The 15,642-nt window shown below is 74.5% G+C and carries 13 protein-coding genes; 2 read left to right on the top strand and 11 right to left on the bottom strand.

The features are described 5' to 3' along the window. Positions 1 to 60 precede the first annotated feature (60 nt). From ACIRNI_RS11410 to ACIRNI_RS11380, 7 genes are all read right to left on the bottom strand, one after another. On the bottom strand, positions 61 to 1,056 hold the full coding sequence (locus tag ACIRNI_RS11410; protein ID WP_403550471.1) for a helix-turn-helix domain-containing protein: 996 nt from the start codon (positions 1,054 to 1,056) through the stop codon (positions 61 to 63). Then, positions 1,053 to 2,087: a hypothetical protein gene (locus tag ACIRNI_RS11405; protein ID WP_403550469.1), complete on the bottom strand. Its 1,035-nt coding sequence runs from the start codon at positions 2,085 to 2,087 to the stop codon at positions 1,053 to 1,055. Before ACIRNI_RS11405 ends, ACIRNI_RS11410 begins: the two co-directional genes overlap by 4 nt. 139 nt (positions 2,088 to 2,226) lie before the next feature. Further along, entirely contained in the window at positions 2,227 to 3,753 is a 1,527-nt protein-coding gene (locus tag ACIRNI_RS11400; RefSeq protein WP_403550467.1) for a DEAD/DEAH box helicase, read from the bottom strand. A 118-nt stretch (positions 3,754 to 3,871) separates the two neighbouring features. Then, the gene (locus ACIRNI_RS11395) at positions 3,872 to 4,075 is read right to left on the bottom strand and encodes a cold-shock protein (RefSeq protein WP_042152846.1); all 204 of its coding nucleotides are present in this window, start codon (positions 4,073 to 4,075) and stop codon (positions 3,872 to 3,874) included. A 213-nt stretch (positions 4,076 to 4,288) separates the two neighbouring features. Then, positions 4,289 to 5,260 carry an AI-2E family transporter gene (locus tag ACIRNI_RS11390; protein WP_403550855.1) on the bottom strand — a complete coding sequence of 324 codons (972 nt, stop codon included), beginning with the start codon at positions 5,258 to 5,260 and terminating at the stop codon, positions 4,289 to 4,291. Between the two features lie 143 nt (positions 5,261 to 5,403). Then, complete coding sequence (locus ACIRNI_RS11385; RefSeq protein ID WP_403550464.1) at positions 5,404 to 5,847, bottom strand: hypothetical protein; 444 nt, start codon at positions 5,845 to 5,847, stop codon at positions 5,404 to 5,406. Between the two features lie 82 nt (positions 5,848 to 5,929). Continuing rightward, positions 5,930 to 6,283, bottom strand: coding sequence for a MerR family transcriptional regulator (locus ACIRNI_RS11380; RefSeq protein WP_403550463.1), 354 nt, complete (start codon positions 6,281 to 6,283; stop codon positions 5,930 to 5,932). 60 nt (positions 6,284 to 6,343) lie between these two features. Between ACIRNI_RS11380 and ACIRNI_RS11375 the strand changes: the two genes are divergently transcribed. After that, positions 6,344 to 7,213 (top strand): aldo/keto reductase, encoded by an 870-nt coding sequence (locus ACIRNI_RS11375; protein ID WP_403550461.1) that lies wholly within the window; start codon positions 6,344 to 6,346, stop codon positions 7,211 to 7,213. A 3-nt stretch (positions 7,214 to 7,216) separates the two neighbouring features. On the opposite strand, the gene ACIRNI_RS11370 is transcribed toward ACIRNI_RS11375, so the two are convergent. Both ACIRNI_RS11370 and ACIRNI_RS11365 read right to left on the bottom strand, forming a co-directional pair. Further along, entirely contained in the window at positions 7,217 to 7,936 is a 720-nt protein-coding gene (locus ACIRNI_RS11370; RefSeq protein ID WP_403550459.1) for a vWA domain-containing protein, read from the bottom strand. 34 nt (positions 7,937 to 7,970) lie between these two features. Continuing rightward, on the bottom strand, positions 7,971 to 13,826 hold the full coding sequence (locus tag ACIRNI_RS11365) for a TIR domain-containing protein (protein WP_403550457.1): 5,856 nt from the start codon (positions 13,824 to 13,826) through the stop codon (positions 7,971 to 7,973). A 113-nt stretch (positions 13,827 to 13,939) separates the two neighbouring features. Between ACIRNI_RS11365 and ACIRNI_RS11360 the strand changes: the two genes are divergently transcribed. Beyond that, complete coding sequence (locus ACIRNI_RS11360) at positions 13,940 to 15,103, top strand: SLC13 family permease (RefSeq protein ID WP_403550854.1); 1,164 nt, start codon at positions 13,940 to 13,942, stop codon at positions 15,101 to 15,103. 10 nt (positions 15,104 to 15,113) lie between these two features. Here ACIRNI_RS11360 and ACIRNI_RS11355 read toward each other — a convergent pair whose 3' ends face one another. Further along, on the bottom strand, positions 15,114 to 15,365 hold the full coding sequence (locus tag ACIRNI_RS11355; protein WP_403550455.1) for a type II toxin-antitoxin system RelE/ParE family toxin: 252 nt from the start codon (positions 15,363 to 15,365) through the stop codon (positions 15,114 to 15,116). After that, on the bottom strand, positions 15,362 to 15,616 hold the full coding sequence (locus ACIRNI_RS11350; RefSeq protein WP_403550453.1) for a type II toxin-antitoxin system Phd/YefM family antitoxin: 255 nt from the start codon (positions 15,614 to 15,616) through the stop codon (positions 15,362 to 15,364). Before ACIRNI_RS11350 ends, ACIRNI_RS11355 begins: the two co-directional genes overlap by 4 nt. Between the last annotated feature and the right edge of the window lie 26 nt (positions 15,617 to 15,642).

Raw genomic sequence — 15,642 nt, 5'->3', positions numbered from 1 at the left:
GGGCATGACCACGTCAGCCACACTCTCCGGCTCTTTTCCCGATCTCGACCGCACCTTCACTCAGCGGGTTCCGTCGTGCCGCCGCACCAGCAGGGTGCCCAGCGCCGTGCGCGCGTGGAGGACCGACTTGCCGGCGCGGACCGTGGTGATCAGGCCGGCGCCGCGCAGGGCGGCGGCGTGGGCGGAGGCGGTGGCGTTGCTGACGCGCAGGCGCCGGGCGAGCCCGCTGGTGGTGTGCCCTTCCCCGAGCAGGAGCAGGACGTCCAGACGGGTGCGGCCGAGGACGGCGGCCAGGGCGTCCTCCGTGCCGGGCGCTTGCGCGTGCGTGAGCGGCAGGCCCGGGCCCGCGGCGTAGGTCAGGTGGAGGGGGCCGTCGGGGGCGTCGGCGAGGAGGGGCTGTCCGGTCCAGTGGAAGGTCGGCAGGAGGACGACGCCCCGGCCGCGCAGCCGGACGTCCCGGTCCTCGCCGAAGCCCCCGGGGGCTCCGGGGCCCTGCCACTCCCAGACGCCGTCGCGCAGTCGGCTGCCCGGGACGAGCGCGGTGAGGGCGGCGCCGACGCCGTGCTCGGCCGACGCCAGGGCGTGGCGGGCGAACTCCCGCTGGTGCAGGTCCCGCACCTGCTCCCACACCGGCCGCACCACGGTCTCGAACGCCGCGTGCTGGGCGCGGCGCAGCACCTGCCAGGCCGCGGCGTCGCCGCGGTGCAGGTCCCGGACCCACGGCGGCGCCGGGGCGGGGTGGGTGGCGTACACGCGCTCGATCTCGGCGCGGACCACCTCGGGGCGCGAGGCGCGGACGGTGTCGAGGGCCTCCTCCAGCGTGTCGCCGAACACGTCGAGGAAGCGGGGCGCCCGCCCCGCGGGCACCAGCTCCCCCAGCGGCTCGACGGCAGGCGGCAGGGCCCGGAGCAGCCGCCCCCGCCAGCGCCCGAAGAGCGGGCCGCCGTCGGGGCGGAGCATCGTCATGAAGGCGGCGTTCAGCTCCTGGAGCGGAGCCGGCCGCGCCGTGAACCGCACGCGCGCGAAGTCCTCGGCGGTGAAGTGGATCCGTATCACTGCTCTCCCCCGGCGCCCGACGCCACGGCCGGGGCCGCCGGCTTCCGGGGCGCGGGCCACACATAGCCGAAGCCGGTGCCGCGCACGGCGAGAGGCCGGTACGCGGCGTCGTGCGGGTACGGGTACGCGGCGTCGTACGGGTGCGCGGCGCGCCGGCCCTGGCTCAGGCTCAGGCCCCGGCGCTTCAGGCCGTACAGGAAGAAGGGCAGGCCCGCCGTCCACATCAGCGCTGCCGCGATCAGGCCGCCCAGCAGGAAGGTGCCGAGGCCCGAGACGTGGAGCGTGGGGCGCAGTGCCGTGCTGAACCAGGAGACCAGCCACAGCGCCAGCGCGCCGCCGGCCACGGAGCCCGCCGCGAGCAAGGGCAGGGACCCGAGCACCATCGGGCGCAGGGCCGGCCATCCCAGGTCGTGGGAGAGCGTGTACCCGGTGCCGAGCGCGGAGAGCAGCACGGCCATCGCGGTCAGGGCGAGCAGCGACCGCCACCCCTCGTCCGTCTCCAGCCGGACCCCGCCGAGCGCCTGCGCGAGGAGCCACAGCACCCCGAAGCACACGAGCAGGCGGCCGAGGCGGCCCACCGCTCCTTCGGCCCTGCCCTTCGCCGTGAGCGAGCCGCGCAGTGCGGTGACCGCTATGCCGAGGAACAGCTCCACCACGGCGGCGGCCACGTACGACCAGAAGCCGGCGATGCGGAGGGGAAGACCGAGCAGTCCGCACACGGCTTCCGCCAGCCACCACTGCATGGGCCCCAGCACCAGCACCCCGCCCACCATGGTGACGGACAGCAGGCAGGAGACGGGGCCTTCGTGGCGGCGTACGGCGTCGGTGCGCACCAGCCGGGGCAGTCCGTGCTTCAGGGCCCGGCCCGGCAGGAGGGCCAGGAGTCCCAGCGCGAGAACGATCAGTACGACCGCCACCTGCCGCCCGGCCGGGCCGCCCAGCTCCACCCCACGCGTGGTCTGGGCCGCGCCCCAGGCGGTGGCGCCCCCCGTGACGAGCCACCACGCCGCCTTCGTCACCCGCTCGCGCATCGCCGCCCCCCTCGCACGGGAACCCCCTCCCCCATGCTGGGGGCAGCGCCCCGCTTTGTGAATACGCCGGATGCGTCGGCCCGTTGGGGGCGTTCGACGCATTCCGCGACGCGTTCGGCGCGTTCGGCGCGTTCGGCTCCTAGGCGGCCGTACGGCGGCGGCGGCCACCGCCGTTGCCGCCCGCGCGGTCGCGGCGGGGCGCGCCCTGGGTGCTCGCCGCGGTGCTCGCCGCGCCGCTGCCCGCGCCCTGGCCGCCGCGGCGGGGGCGGCGGCGCCGTGCGGACTTGTCGCCCTGGCCGGCCGCCTTCGGGGCCTGCTCGGGCTGCGGCACCTCGATGGTGACCGGTACGCCGGACGGCTCGCGGGCGCCGGTGAGGCGGGCCAGCTCCTCGTCGGAGGACTTCACGCGGGCGGCCTGCGGCGTGATGCCCGCGTGGGACATGAGGCGGCTCATGTCGCGCTTCTGCTCCGGCAGGACGAGCGTGACGACGCTGCCGGACTCGCCCGCGCGGGCGGTGCGGCCGCCGCGGTGCAGGTAGTCCTTGTGGTCGGTGGGCGGGTCGACGTTCACGACGAGGTCGAGGTCGTCGACGTGGATGCCGCGGGCCGCGACGTTCGTCGCGACGAGCGCGGTGACCCGGCCGTCCTTGAACTGCTCCAGCGTGCGGTTGCGCTGCGGCTGCGAGCGGCCGCCGTGCAGGCCGGCGGCCCGCACACCGCTCGCGAGCAGGCGCTTGACCAGGCGGTCCACGGAGCGCTTGGTGTCCAGGAAGAGGATCACCCGGCCGTCGCGGGCCGCGATGCGGGTGGTGACGGCCTTCTTGTCGGTCTCGTCGGCGACGTACAGGACGTGGTGCTCCATCGTGGAGACCGCGCCCGCGGACGGGTCGACCGAGTGCACGACGGGGTCGGTGAGGAACATCCGCACCAGCCGGTCGATGTTCTTGTCGAGCGTCGCCGAGAACAGCATCCGCTGCCCGTCCGCCTCGACCTGCTTCAGCAGCGCCGTGACCTGGGGCAGGAAGCCCATGTCGGCCATCTGGTCGGCCTCGTCCAGGACGGTGACGGCCACCCGGTCGAGGCGGCAGTCGCCGCGCTCGATGAGGTCCTTGAGGCGGCCGGGCGTGGCCACCAGGATCTCGGCGCCGCGCCGCAGGGCGCCCGCCTGCTTGGTGATCGACATGCCGCCGACGACGGTGGCGATCCGCAGCTGCACGGAGGTCGCGTACGGCGTGAGGGCGTCGGTCACCTGCTGCGCGAGCTCGCGTGTGGGGACCAGGACCAGCCCGAGCGGGGCCTTCGGCTCGGCGCGGCGGCCCGCGGTGCGGGCGAGCAGGGCGAGCCCGAAGGCGAGGGTCTTGCCGGAACCGGTGCGCCCGCGGCCGAGGATGTCGCGGCCCGCGAGGGAGTTCGGCAGGGTGGCGGCCTGGATCGGGAACGGCTCGGTCACGCCCTGGGCGGTGAGCGTCTTCAGGAGCGCGGCCGGCATGTCGAGGTCACCGAAGCCCGCGGCCGGCGGCAGGGCGGGGGTGGCGGTCTCCGGCAGCGCGAACTCGCGCGGCGGCGCGATCACGGTGCGGGCGGCGCCGGCGGTGGCGCGACCGGCACCCGCGGTGGCGCGGGCCTTCGTGGCGCGGTTGCGGACGGGGCGTTCGGGTCGGGTCATGCAGCAGCCTTCGCTCTCAGGGCTCTCAGGGCTCTTGGGGCCTGGGACGGCGCAAGCCGGGACCCGCACCTGCGGTGGCAGGGTGCGGGTCCCGGCTGCGGGGAATCGCGTCAGGCGATCAGGCGGGGAGGATGTTCTCCGCCTGCGGGCCCTTCTGGCCCTGGGTGACGTCGAAGGTCACCTTCTGGCCTTCCTGGAGCTCACGGAAGCCCTGGGTGGCGATGTTGGAGTAGTGGGCGAAGACGTCGGCGCCGCCGCCGTCCTGCTCGATGAAGCCGAAGCCCTTTTCCGAGTTGAACCACTTCACGGTTCCAGTAGCCATGATTTTTCTCCTGAATGGTGTCGGGGCCCCATCCGGAGAAAACGCCGGTAAAAACAATGAATGCGCCTGAGGATCATTCCCGCTCAGGCGCACATAAAGTTCATGGGTACCAAAACTGCAACACGGCAACCGTAGCACGCCGCCCCGGCCCGTGCCGGGCCGGTCGCGTGACCTGTGCCACTGTGCGGGGATCATACCGCCGGGTCGGTGCTTTCAGTCGCGGGCGCGGCGCAGGGCCTGGTGGACCGCCCACACCACGGACACCAGCGGCACCGCGACCACGGCGCCCAGCACGCCCGCCGCGATGGCGCCGCCGATGACGGCGAGGGCGACCACGACGGGGTGGAGCCGGACGGCCCAGCTCATCACGAGCGGGTGCAGCACATGGCCCTCGATCTGACCGATGACCACGATGAGGGCCACCACGACGGCCGCGACGACGGGCCCCTTCGCGGCGAGCGCCACCACGGCCGCCACCGCGAGCGCGAGCGGGGAGCCGATGAGGGGGACGAAGGCGGCGAAGAACTCCAGCAGGGCGAGCGGCATGGCGAGGGGTACGCCGAGGAGGAAGAGCGCGATGCCGACGAGGATCGCGTTGGTCGCGGCGACCAGGACGATGCCGTGCGTGTAGCCGGTGAAGGTGCGCCACGCGGTCCGGCCCGCGAGCGCCGCCCTCGCCCGTGCCGCCCGGGGCAGCTGGGCGCAGAACCAGCGCCACTGCCGGTCGCCGGAGTGGAGGAAGAAGACGGAGCAGAACAGCGCCAGGGCGATGACGGTCACCACCTCCACGAGGCGCCGGCCGCCGCTGATCGCCGTGGAGACCAGGGTGGAGCGGTGGTCGGAGAGGAACTGTCCGATGCGGGCCTGGATGTCGGTGAGCGCTTCGGGGTGGAGCCGGAACGGAGGCCGCTCCAGCCAGCGCTCGATGCGCTCCACCCCGGTGACGAACTCGTCCTGGAGCACGCGGCGCTCCCCGGCCACCGCTTCCCCCACCAGGGCCAGGACTCCCAGCAGCAGCACGATGCTCATCAACAGTGAGACGGCCACCGCCACCGGCCGCGGCAGCACCCGCGCCAGCAGGTCGACGGCCGGCCGGAGCATCGCCGTCACCACCAGCCCCAGGAAGACCGCCACCCCGATCTCGTGGAACCGCCCCAGCAGCGCGAACAGCGCGTAGACCAACATCCCGACGACCAGCACGCGCCAGGCGTGCGCGGCCGCACTGCGCAGCGGCGGGTACACCCGCACCCCCGCCTCGGGCCCGCGGTCGGCGGGACGTCGCGTGCCGGGCGTACCGCCGTACCGCGTACCCCGGGCCGACCGGGAGCTCAGAACGGCAGCGCCTGCGGCCGGTACGGGTTCGCGCCGATGTAGCGCGTCTCGCAGGTGGCGGTCGCGCCGCCGGGGGCCGGGTGGCAGAGGCGGAGGGTCAGGCGCACGACGCCGCTCGGGTCGGAGGCGGTGATGTCGCGGTACTCGGCGGTCGTGCCGCAGCCGCCGGTGTTGTGCCGGTCGCCGAGCGGGACGGTGCGGCCGGCGCCCGTGGTGACGGTGAGGGTGGCGTAGACCGTGCGGTCGTCGCAGGTGGCGTCCGTGACGGTGAGCGTTCCGCCGGTGATGGTCTGGCGGTCGGTCCAGGTGTACTGAAGCCGTACGCGGTCCCCCCAGCTCGCCGTCACCTCGCTGGTCGCCGTCGTCTCGGCCCGGCCCGTGCCGGCCGCCCCCAGTGTGAGTGCGGTCGCCGCGGCGACCACGAATCCTGCGCGGCGCATACGTGTCTCCCATCCGGTAGCCGGTACCGAGGAGCAGCACTACCCCCGTCGCGCCTCGGCGTCCCGGTGGCCGGGTGGGGAATCACGCGTTGGGCGCAGCGGATGCCGCCACCAGCGCGGCCAGGGAGGTGCGGGCCGACTGGAGGTCCGCGATGCGGTGCTCGATCTCGTCGAGGCGGGCGACGAGCAGCGGGCTGAGGCACGGTTCGACCTCGGCGTCGCTGCCGCAGACGCAGTCGAGCACCTCGCGGATCACCTTGGTGGGCAGGCCCGCCTCCAGGAAGGTCCGGATGCGGCGCACGGTCTGCGGGGCGTCGTCGTCGTAGACCCGCTGGCCGCCGGCCGTGCGCCGTGCGTCGAGGAGGCCCTGCTCCTCGTAGTAGCGCAGCAGGCGCACGCTCACCCCGGTCCGGCGGGACAGCTCCCCGATCCTCAATGTGATCCCCCTCACAGGCACTTGAAGCTCACACGGGTGTGAGCTCCTAGCGTTCCGGCCATGACGAACAACAGCATTTTCCAGCTCGGTGGCGATCTTCCCGTACGGCGCCTCGGTTACGGCGCCATGCGCCTCGCGGACGGCCCCGGCGGGCCGGGCGGCGCCGAGGCCCGCATATGGGAGGCGCCCGCCGACCGGGCGGCGGCGGTGCGTCTGCTGCGTACCGCCGCCGAGTCCGGCGTGGAGCTCTTCGACACGGCGGACGCGTACGCGCTGGGCGCGAACGAGGAGCTGCTCGCCGAGGCGCTGCAGCCGTACCGGGAGGGCGTGGCCGTCGCCACGAAGGTCGGCGTGGTGCGGCCGTCGCCCACCGAGTGGGTGCCGCTCGGGCACCCCGCGTACCTGCGCCAGCAGGCGGAGCTGAGCCTGCGCCGCCTGCGTACCGACCGGATCGACCTGCTGTACCTGCACCGGATCGACCCGGAGGTGGCGCTGGCCGACCAGGTGGGGGCGTTGAAGCGGCTCCAGGAGGAGGGCAAGGTGCGGCACATCGGGCTCTCCGAGGTGAGCGTGGAGCAGCTGAAGGAGGCGGAGGAGGTGGCTCCGGTCGCGGCCGTGCAGAACCTGTACAACCTGGCCGCGCGCGACCACGAGGCGGTGGTGGACCACACCGCCGGGCGCGGGATCGCGTTCGTACCGTTCTTCCCGGTCGCGATGGGCGACCACGCCGGGCCGGGCAGCCCGGTGGCGGCGGTGGCGGCGGAGCTGGGCGCGACCCCGGCGCAGACGGCGCTGGCCTGGCTGCTGCACCGCGCGCCGCACATCGTGCCCATCCCGGGCACGACGTCCGTCGCCCATCTGCGGGAGAACCTCGCGGCGCTCGACGTCGCCCTCACCGAGGAGCAGTTCCGCCGGCTCGACCGGCCGTGAGCGTCAGCTCCGTACGATGCCCCGCGCCCGCGCCGCCGCCAGCCAGGAGGGGAACTCGCCGACCAGCCGGTCGTACAGCTCGGTGTCGGGGACGCGGCGCGGGTCGGTGCCCGCGTGGAAGAAGCCGGCGTTGTCGACGGGGCGCTTCGCGGGGACGGCGAGCTCGTCGAGCTTGCGCAGGAAGTCGAACTGGCGGCTGCCGGGGTCGCCGAAGCCGACGAACTGCCAGAAGAGCGGCAGCTCCGCCGCCTTGCAGAGGTAGCGCTCGGCGGCGAGCTTGCTACTCGGGCCGCCGTCGGTCTGGAAGACGACCAGGGCCGGATCGCTGGCGCCGCTGTCGAGGTAGTGGTCGATGACGGCGTCCATGGCCAGGTGGTAGTTGGTTCTGCCCATATGGCTAAGGTTCGCCACGATTCGATCGATCCGGCCCTGGTGGTTCGCCAGGGCTATCTCGGTCTCGGCGTCGACGTCCGTCGAGAAGAAGACGACCGGCACCCGCCCGTCGTCGTCCAGGTGCGCCGACAGACCCAGCACCCGCTCGGCCAGCGCCTGGACGCTGCCGTCCTGGTAGTACGGCCTCATCGATCCCGAGTAGTCGACGACCAGGTAGACGGCCGCCCGCTCGCCGCTCAGCCCGTGCTTGCGCAGCGAGACGGCCGCGGTCTTGTAGAGGCTGACCAGCGCGGGCGCGGTCTCCTCGACCTTCTGGAGGCTGAGAGGCATGCGGAAAGACTAGAAGACCGGGAGACCGTCAGACTCAGACCTCCTCCCCCAGGGGCAGCCGGCGGACGCCCGGCAGGTACTCGTCCAACTCGCCCGGCTGGAAGCGGTACATGCCCACCACGTGCCAGAACTCGCCCGCCACGTCCCCCTCGTACTTGTAGCCGCCCGACGGTGTCAGCGTCGCCCACCCGCCCGGTACGCCGATGAGCGTGGCGCGCGGTGACGGGGCGCCGCCGTCCGGGGGCAGGCTCCACAGCCGTACGGTGCCGTCCTCGCCGGCGCTGGCCAGTTCCGTGCCGTCGGCGTTGAACGTGAGGGCGAGGATCCGCCCGGTGTGGCCGGTGAGTTCGGCGAGGACGGCTCCGGTGTCGGCGTTCCACAGGGTGACCCTGCGGTTGTCGCCGGCGGCGGCGAGGACGGGCCGGGTCGGGTGGGCGGCGACGGTCCAGAGCTTGCCGCCGCCCGCGCGCAGCCGCAGCGCGGGTTCGCCGTCGCGCCAGACGATGGCCGTGCCGTCCCAGCCGGCGCTGGCGAGCCAGGCGTCGCCGGGGCCGAAGGCGACGCCGTACACCCGGTCCTCGTGTCCGGCGAGCTCGGCGAGGAGCCGCCCCTCGCGCGCCTGCCAGAGGCGTACGAAGCCGTCGTCGCAGCCGCTGGCGAGGACGTCGCCGTCGGAGCCGTCGGCGCGGAACGCGATGGAGCGGACGCGGCCGCGGTGTTGGGCGAGGGTGGCGATCCGGGCGCCGGTGGAGCGGTACCAGAGGCAGACGGTGTCGTCGTCGTTGGCGGTGGCCAGCAGGTCGCCGGCGGTATTGAAGGCCTGGGCCCAGATGTGCTCGGTCTCGGCGTCGAGCTCGCGCAGGGACTCGCCGTCCGTGTTCCACAGGTAGACCCCGCCGTCGCTGCCGGCGGTGCCGAGGACGGGGCGGACCGGGGAGAAGGAGGCGGAGACCAGCCGGTCGCCGCGGCCGGACAGCTCGTGGGTGCGCACTCCGGTGCGGGTGTCCCACAGCAGCACGTGGCCGTCGCTGCCGCAGGTGGCGAGTGTGGTGCCGTCGGCGCTGTAGGCGAGGTCGCCGACGCGCCGCCCGTGGCCGCGCAGGATGCGCTTGCCCTGGCCGGTGGCGGCCTCCCAGATCTGGGCGCCGCCGTCGTTGCCGACGGTGAGGAGCTGGGTGTCGTACGGGTGGAAGGCGCAGGCCCAGGCGGAGCCGCGGTGCGGGGTGGGCTGGCGGGCGTGGAGGGCGACGGCATGGCCTTGGCGGGGGGTGCGGGCGACGGTCCACAGCCGGACGGCTCCGTCGCTGTCGCAGGCGGCGAGCAGGGATCCCTCGGCGTCGAACAGCACCTGGTAGACGGCGCCGGAGGAGCGTTCCAGGCTGCCGAGGGGGGTGCCGACGGCCGGGTCCCAGAGGCGTACCTGTCCGTCGGTGTCGCCGCTGGCGAGGAGCCGTCCGCCGGGGTGGAAGTCGAGGGTGTAGACCCGCCCGGTGTGGCCGGTGAACTCCTGGCGCAGCCGCCCTTCGGCCGCCTGCCAGACCCGTACGGTGCCGCCTTGGTCGCCGGTGGCGAGGGAGGTGCCGTCGGGGCTGTAGCGCACGCGGTAGACGGCGCCCTGGTGTCCGGGCAGTTCGCGCGCGAGGGGCCCGGTCGCTGCGTCCAGGGACCACATGCGTACGTCGGCGGCGGCGTCGCCCGTGACGAGTGTGGTGCCGTCGGGGCTGAAGGCGGCGGTGTAGACGGGCGCGGTGTGGCCGGGCAGGCGGTGGGTGGGGGCGCCGGTGGCCACGTCCCAGACGGTGACCAGGCCGTCGGCGTCGCCGGTGGCGAGGCGGGTGCCGTCCGCGCTGAGGGTGACGGGCCACACGCCGCCGGGGTGGACGTCGAGGATGTGGCGGCAGGTGCCGGAGACGGGGTCCCAGAGGCGTACGGTGCCGTCGGAGCCGCCGCTGGCGATGACGCCGGCGGCGCACTTGATGGCGTACACGCGTCCGGCGTGGCCCTGGAGGGTGCGCAGGGCGCGGCCGTTGTCGGCGCCGCAGACGAGGATGCCGCCGTCCTCGCTGCCGACGACGAGGAGTTCGCCGTCGGGGCTGTACGCGATGGGCTCGGGCAGCCGGCTGGTGCGCATGTCGTAGCCGTAGGGGACGCCGACGGAGGAGGGGCGGAAGCCGGCGTCGACGGGCATGCCGGGGGCGAGGGCGGCGGTGCGCAGCTCGGGCGCGGCGCGGGTGGCGTCGTCGGTGACGGGGTCGATGAGGGCGGCGCGGTGCCAGCGGCTGCCGGTGAGGTCGGCGCCGCGCAGGTCGGTCCGGGTGAGGCGGGCGCGGCGCAGGTCGGCGCCGCGCAGGGTGGCGCCGCGCAGGTCGGCGCGGTCGAGGCGGGCGCCGGTGAGCCGGGCGTCGGTGAGGTCGGCCCGCTCCAGGGTGGCGCCGACGAGCCGGGCGTCGGTGAGGTCGGCGCTGGTGAGGTCGACGCCGGTGAAGTCGCGGTGGGAGAGGTCCTCGCCGGCGAGGCGGGCGCCGCGCAGGTCGGCGTGGGCGGGGACGCGGAGCCGGTCGCCGATGCGTACGGCGTTGGCGCGGGCGGCCTCGCTCACGCCGGCGCGGTCGCCTTCGAGGGTCTCGCGGACCCAGCGGACGCACCGCTCGTGGTCGGCGAGGTCGCACAGGAACTCGACGGCGAGGCGGCTGAGCGGCCGGGCGCGGAGCAGCGCGTCGTCGCCCCGGTCCAGGCGGCGGGCGGCTTCGCGGGCGAGGAGCCATTCCTCGACGGAGCCGTGGATGAAGTGGAACAGCCCGTCGTCGGTGCGCACCAGGAGGCTGCCGGCGCCGATGGCGTGGCCGAGTTCGGCGCCGGAGCGGGGTGTTTCGGTGAGGCGGCTGAGGGTGGCGGCGACGGCCTCGGTGAGTTCGTCGAGGCGCAGGGCGGTGCGGCCGGACTCCCACAGGCGCTCGGCGAGCGCGGTGACGGCGGCCCACAGTTCGGTGAGGTCGAGGCCGGGCGGGGAGCCGGGGCCCTTGCGGTGGCGCTCCTCCTCGTACTGGAGCCAGGAGGTGAAGACGTCCTCGTAGAGGCGGGCGGGGCTGAGCGCGCGGCCGGCTCCGGCGACGGCGCGCAGCCGGTCGGCGTCGAGCTGGGCGACGAAGGACAGCAGCCGGGGGTTGCGGCACAGGGCGAGCAGGTCGGGGATGTTCTCCAGGAGCCGGTAGCGGCGGTCGGCGGTCTCCTCGTCGCCGTACGTCTTGACGAGGTAGGCGCGGATCTGGTCGGGGGTGAAGCCTTCGACGGAGAGGATGCGGCGCTGCGGGAGGAGGCCGACGCGCTCGCCGAGGGCGGTGAGGACCTGTTCGTGGGACTTGAAGTGCTGGGTGCGGCTGGAGACGACGATCTTGGCGTGGTCGACGGCGGCGTCGAGGAGGACCTGGAGGTGGTCGGCGGCGCGGTCGTAGCTGACGCGGTTGACGAGCTCGTCGAAGCCGTCGAACAGGAGGACGACCCTGCCCTGGGCGAGCATGTACCGCAGGGCGCGCAGGTCGATGGTGTCGACGCCGTGGGCGGCGAGGTGGGCGGCGACGAGCCCTTCGAGGCTGTGGGCGCGGTCGAGGGTGTTGAGGGGGATGAGCAGCGGGGTGAGGTGCGGGAGTTCGTCGGGGATGCGGCGGGCGAGCTCGCGCAGGGCGAAGGTCTTGCCGTGCCCGAAGTCGCCGAGGAGGAGGACGAACCGGCCGTGGTCGGCCTCCAGCAGTTCCAGCAGGTCCTCGACGAGGTCGTCGTGTGCGCCGCCCTCGTGCGGGCGGTCGGCGTCGCGGTAGCGCTGCGGGAGGTAGCGGACGGGGGCGTAGCTCTCGCCCGCGAGGAGGCGGGCGGTCTGGGCGGCGACGTAGCCGCGCAGGTCGAGCAGGCCCTGGAAGGCGGTGAAGCTGCGTACGCGCACGCCGTGGCGGGTGGCCCGCTCGCGCAGCTCGGCGGGCGGGGCGGGGCCGTCGTGGACGAGCTCGGCCTCGACGCCGGGGCCGGTGACGGCGGGGCCGGCGGCGTGGAGCTGGGCGAGGAGCCGGTCCAGCTGTTCGCCGGTCGGGGTGCCGGGGTGGACGGCGATGCGGGCCTGGCGTACGACGCCCTCCTCGCGCCAGGTGGCGATGATCTGGTCCATGTCGCCGGGGGCGCGGCGCGGTACGTCGCGCAGGCGGACGCCGTCGCGGCGGGCCAGGCACACCTCTTTGACGCGTTCGGTGAGCGAGTCGGGGGCGGCCGGTTCGTCGAGGGGCGCGGCGGGCTCGTGCACCGGTCCGGGCTGCGTGGGCGGACGGGGCACGTCCGGGACGGGGAACATCCGCCCGGCGCGGGGCCAGGCGGCGGGGAAGGTCTCGGGGCCGGTGCGGCCGCGGTCGTACCAGCGGGTGATGCCCTCGGGGTGGAGGCGCAGCAGCTGGAAGCGGGCGGGGGCGGCGGCGGCGAGCACGGGCAGTCCGGCCGCCGGGTCGGCGCCGGTGCCGGGCAGGCGGGTGTGGCCGGGCACGGTGCCGGTGGTGCGGGGGCCGCCGGTGGGGCCGTGCAGCAGCAGGTGGAGGCGCGGCCCGGCCAGCTCGGTGAGGGTCTCGGTGTCGGTGAGGGCGCCGGGCCCGCCGACGGCGTCGCCGGGCCGGCTGCCGGGGGTGAGGGGGTGGCGCAGGGCGCCGACGCGGAGCCAGCCCTCCTCCTCGTACGGGCGCAGCGCCTCGGCGAACCAGACGGCCTGGTCGCGGCCGATGTGGCCGTACTGGTCCTCCAGGCGGTGGCTGTAGGCGATCGACGAGTTGAATCCGGCGACGACGGTGTTCAGTTCGGGCACCGGGAAGAGCGTCCAGGGCTGGTCGCTGTCGAAGACGGTGTCGAGCCCTTGGTAGAAGCTGCGGAACAGGCGCGTGTAGTGGCGCCACTTGGGCCAGTACGGGGGCTGCGGGGCGACTTCGTCGGCCTCGCAGGTGTGGAAGTAGGCGCGGCAGGCGGCCTGGTTGACGTCCTGGGCGCCGGGGACGATGACGACGCGCTGCGGCGGCAGGTCGAGCTGGGAGCGTACGGCGGTGAGGAAGCTGAGCGCCTGGTCGCATTCGCGGGGGCTGCCGGAGGCGGTGAGGTCGCCGGTGACGACGAGCAGGTCGGGCGCGGGCGCGCCGCCGTCGCGCAGGACGATGAGCTCGCCGCGCAGTTCGCGGCTGAGCGCGTCGGGTTCGCGGCCGCGGCCGAAGTCGGGCCCGGCGAGGTGGAGGACGGTGACCGCGTCCTGGGTGGCGGGCGGCTGCGGGCCCTGGGGGTAGCGGGGCGCCCGCTGGGGGCGTCTGCGGCCGGCCCAGCCGGGGCCGCCGAGCCACCGCTGGGCGGGCAGTCCCGCGACGGCGGGGGCGCCGGTGGCGCGGGCGGTGGCGGCGGCGCCGGGGTAGCCGGGGCGGCGGCCGGGGCGGGCGTGGCCGTCGAGGGCCTGTTCGACGCGGCTCAGCAGCAGGGTGCGGGCGGTGGCGGCGTCCGGGACGCCGACGAGGTCGACGTAGGTGATGGTGGCGAGGAGCCCCTCGATGGGGATGTCGTCGACGCGCACGGTGAGCAGGCGGCGCTCGGGGGTCTCGGGGTCGGCGCGCAGGGCGGCCTGCCACTCCATGCGGCCGTACAGGGAGCGTTCGTAGTGGCGGGAGAGGATGGCGATGACGGCGGCGGACTCGCTGACGCCCCGGTCCATGAAGTCGATGAAGTTGCTGCCCGGGACGAAGTCCCAGGCCTGGACGACGGTGCGGTACCCGGCTTCCTCCAGGGTCCAGGCGATCCAGGACGCCCATGCCTCGTCGGCGGGCGAGTAGCTGATGAAGAAGTCCAAGTCGCTTGCCCGGGCGCCGGTTTCACCATCCGTCAGCATGCGACCAGATTAGGCCGGGGTAGGGCGCCCTGTCCGGTCGAAAACCTATGCTCGTTCCCGTGACCGCGACCCTGACCGTGACCGTGACGCGCTACCTGAGACGCTTCCACCCGCTGGACTGGCTGGCGGTCGCGCTCCTGCTGCTGGGGCTGCTCGCCGTGGCGACAGGGCTGCTGCCGACCGAGCCGGCCTCGGACGTGCTGGCGAGGATCGGGCCGCTGCTGGTGTTCCTGGCGACGGTGATCGTGCTGGCCGAGCTGACGGGGAAGGCGGAGGTCTTCGACGTCGTCGCGACATGGGTGGCGCGGGTGGGGCGGGGCAGTTACGCGCTGCTGTTCGGGCTGTGCGTGCTCTTCGCGTCGGTCACCACCATCACGCTGAACCTCGACACGACCGCCGTGCTGCTGACGCCGGTGATGCTGGCGCTCGCCACCCGGGTGGGCATCGCGGCGGTGCCGCTGGCCATGACGACGGTGTGGCTCGCCAACACGGCGAGCCTGCTGCTGCCCGTCTCGAACCTCACCAACCTGCTGGCGGCCGACCGGGTCGCGCTCACGCCGACGGGCATGGCGGCGACGATGTGGGCGCCGCAGGCGGCGGCGCTCGGCGCGACGATGGCGTGCCTGTGGGTGTTCTACTGGCGGCGCGGCCGCCGGGGCGCCGAGCGGTACGCCCCGCCGGAGCCGCCGCGCCCGGCGGACCCGGTGCTGCTGCGGGTGTGCGCGCTGGCGTGCGCGGCGTTCCTGGTGGCGCTGCTCGTGGACCTGGTGCCGCTGTGGGCGGCGTCGTCGGCGGCGGCGCTGGTCGTGGTGGTGGCGTTCGCGGTACGCCGCCGGGCCGAGGTGCGGTGGTCGCTGGTGCCGTGGCGGCTGCTGGTGCTGGTGCCGGGGATGTTCCTGGTGGTGGAGACGGTCAGCGCGCACGGCCTGCACGAGGTCCTGGCCCGCCTGATCGGCACCGAGGAGAGCCCGCTGGGCGTGCTGCGCACGGCGGCGGTCGGTGCGGGCTTCTCCAACGCGCTGAACAACCTCCCGGCGTACGTCGCCGGCGAGGCCGTCGTCCCGCTCGCCCACCACGACCAGCTGCTCGGCCTGCTCATCGGCGTCAACGTGGGCCCGCTGGTCACCCCGTGGGCCTCCCTGGCGACCCTGCTCTGGTTCGAACGCTGCCGCTGGCACGGCACGCGAATCGCTCTGGGCCGCTTCATGGGGACGAGCCTGGTGCTGGCGGTGACGGGGACGGTGGGGGCGGTGGGGGCGCTGGTGGTGACGGGGTAGTACCTCGGCCTCAGCCGACCCGCCCGACGTGGATAACCACGATGGTGATAGTGGCGTCGCTGATCTCGTAGAGCACGCGGTACCGGCCGACGTGCATCCGACGCAGGTCCGCGGATCCGTATTCCGCGGTGCCGTCCGGGCGCGGCTGGTCGGCAAGGAGGTCGACCGCGTCCATCAGCTGCCGCAGGCCGTCGGGGTCGTCCTTCAGGAACCGGGTGGCGGCGTCGATCGCGGCCTCGTCCCAGACGATCGCGTACGTCAACCGCGCTCCAGCCCGAGCTGGGCACGCACTTCGTCATGGGGCACGCCCGCCACCTCGCCGGAGGCTTGCCTCGCCCGGTACTGCGCCAGGGCGAGAGCGTCCTCCAGGTCGGCGAGCTCCTGGGGGTTTATCAGCACGGCTGCCGGCTGACCGTGGTCGGTGATGGTGATGCGCTCGCGGGCGTGCGACGCCCGGCGTACCAGCGACCCGAATCGGGCGCGCGCTTCGGTGATCGGCAGCGTGTCACTCATGTGCAGAAGTGTACACTTCCCGCGCC

Source organism: Streptomyces sp. NPDC093546 (assembly GCF_044765045.1).
In the GTDB taxonomy this organism is placed as follows: domain Bacteria; phylum Actinomycetota; class Actinomycetes; order Streptomycetales; family Streptomycetaceae; genus Streptomyces.
Note: the sequence above shows the minus strand (reverse complement) of the source record. Positions and strands in the feature narration are given on the sequence as shown.

Coding starts and splice junctions, on each gene's coding strand:
- ACIRNI_RS11405 (WP_403550469.1), bottom strand. CDS start 2,087: ATGCGCGAGCGGGTGACGAAGGCGGCGTGGTGGCTCGTCACGGGGGGC.
- ACIRNI_RS11400 (WP_403550467.1), bottom strand. CDS start 3,753: ATGACCCGACCCGAACGCCCCGTCCGCAACCGCGCCACGAAGGCCCGC.
- ACIRNI_RS11395 (WP_042152846.1), bottom strand. CDS start 4,075: ATGGCTACTGGAACCGTGAAGTGGTTCAACTCGGAAAAGGGCTTCGGC.
- ACIRNI_RS11390 (WP_403550855.1), bottom strand. CDS start 5,260: ATGTTGGTCTACGCGCTGTTCGCGCTGCTGGGGCGGTTCCACGAGATC.
- ACIRNI_RS11385 (WP_403550464.1), bottom strand. CDS start 5,847: ATGCGCCGCGCAGGATTCGTGGTCGCCGCGGCGACCGCACTCACACTG.
- ACIRNI_RS11375 (WP_403550461.1), top strand. CDS start 6,344: ATGACGAACAACAGCATTTTCCAGCTCGGTGGCGATCTTCCCGTACGG.
- ACIRNI_RS11370 (WP_403550459.1), bottom strand. CDS start 7,936: ATGCCTCTCAGCCTCCAGAAGGTCGAGGAGACCGCGCCCGCGCTGGTC.
- ACIRNI_RS11365 (WP_403550457.1), bottom strand. CDS start 13,826: ATGCTGACGGATGGTGAAACCGGCGCCCGGGCAAGCGACTTGGACTTC.
- ACIRNI_RS11350 (WP_403550453.1), bottom strand. CDS start 15,616: ATGAGTGACACGCTGCCGATCACCGAAGCGCGCGCCCGATTCGGGTCG.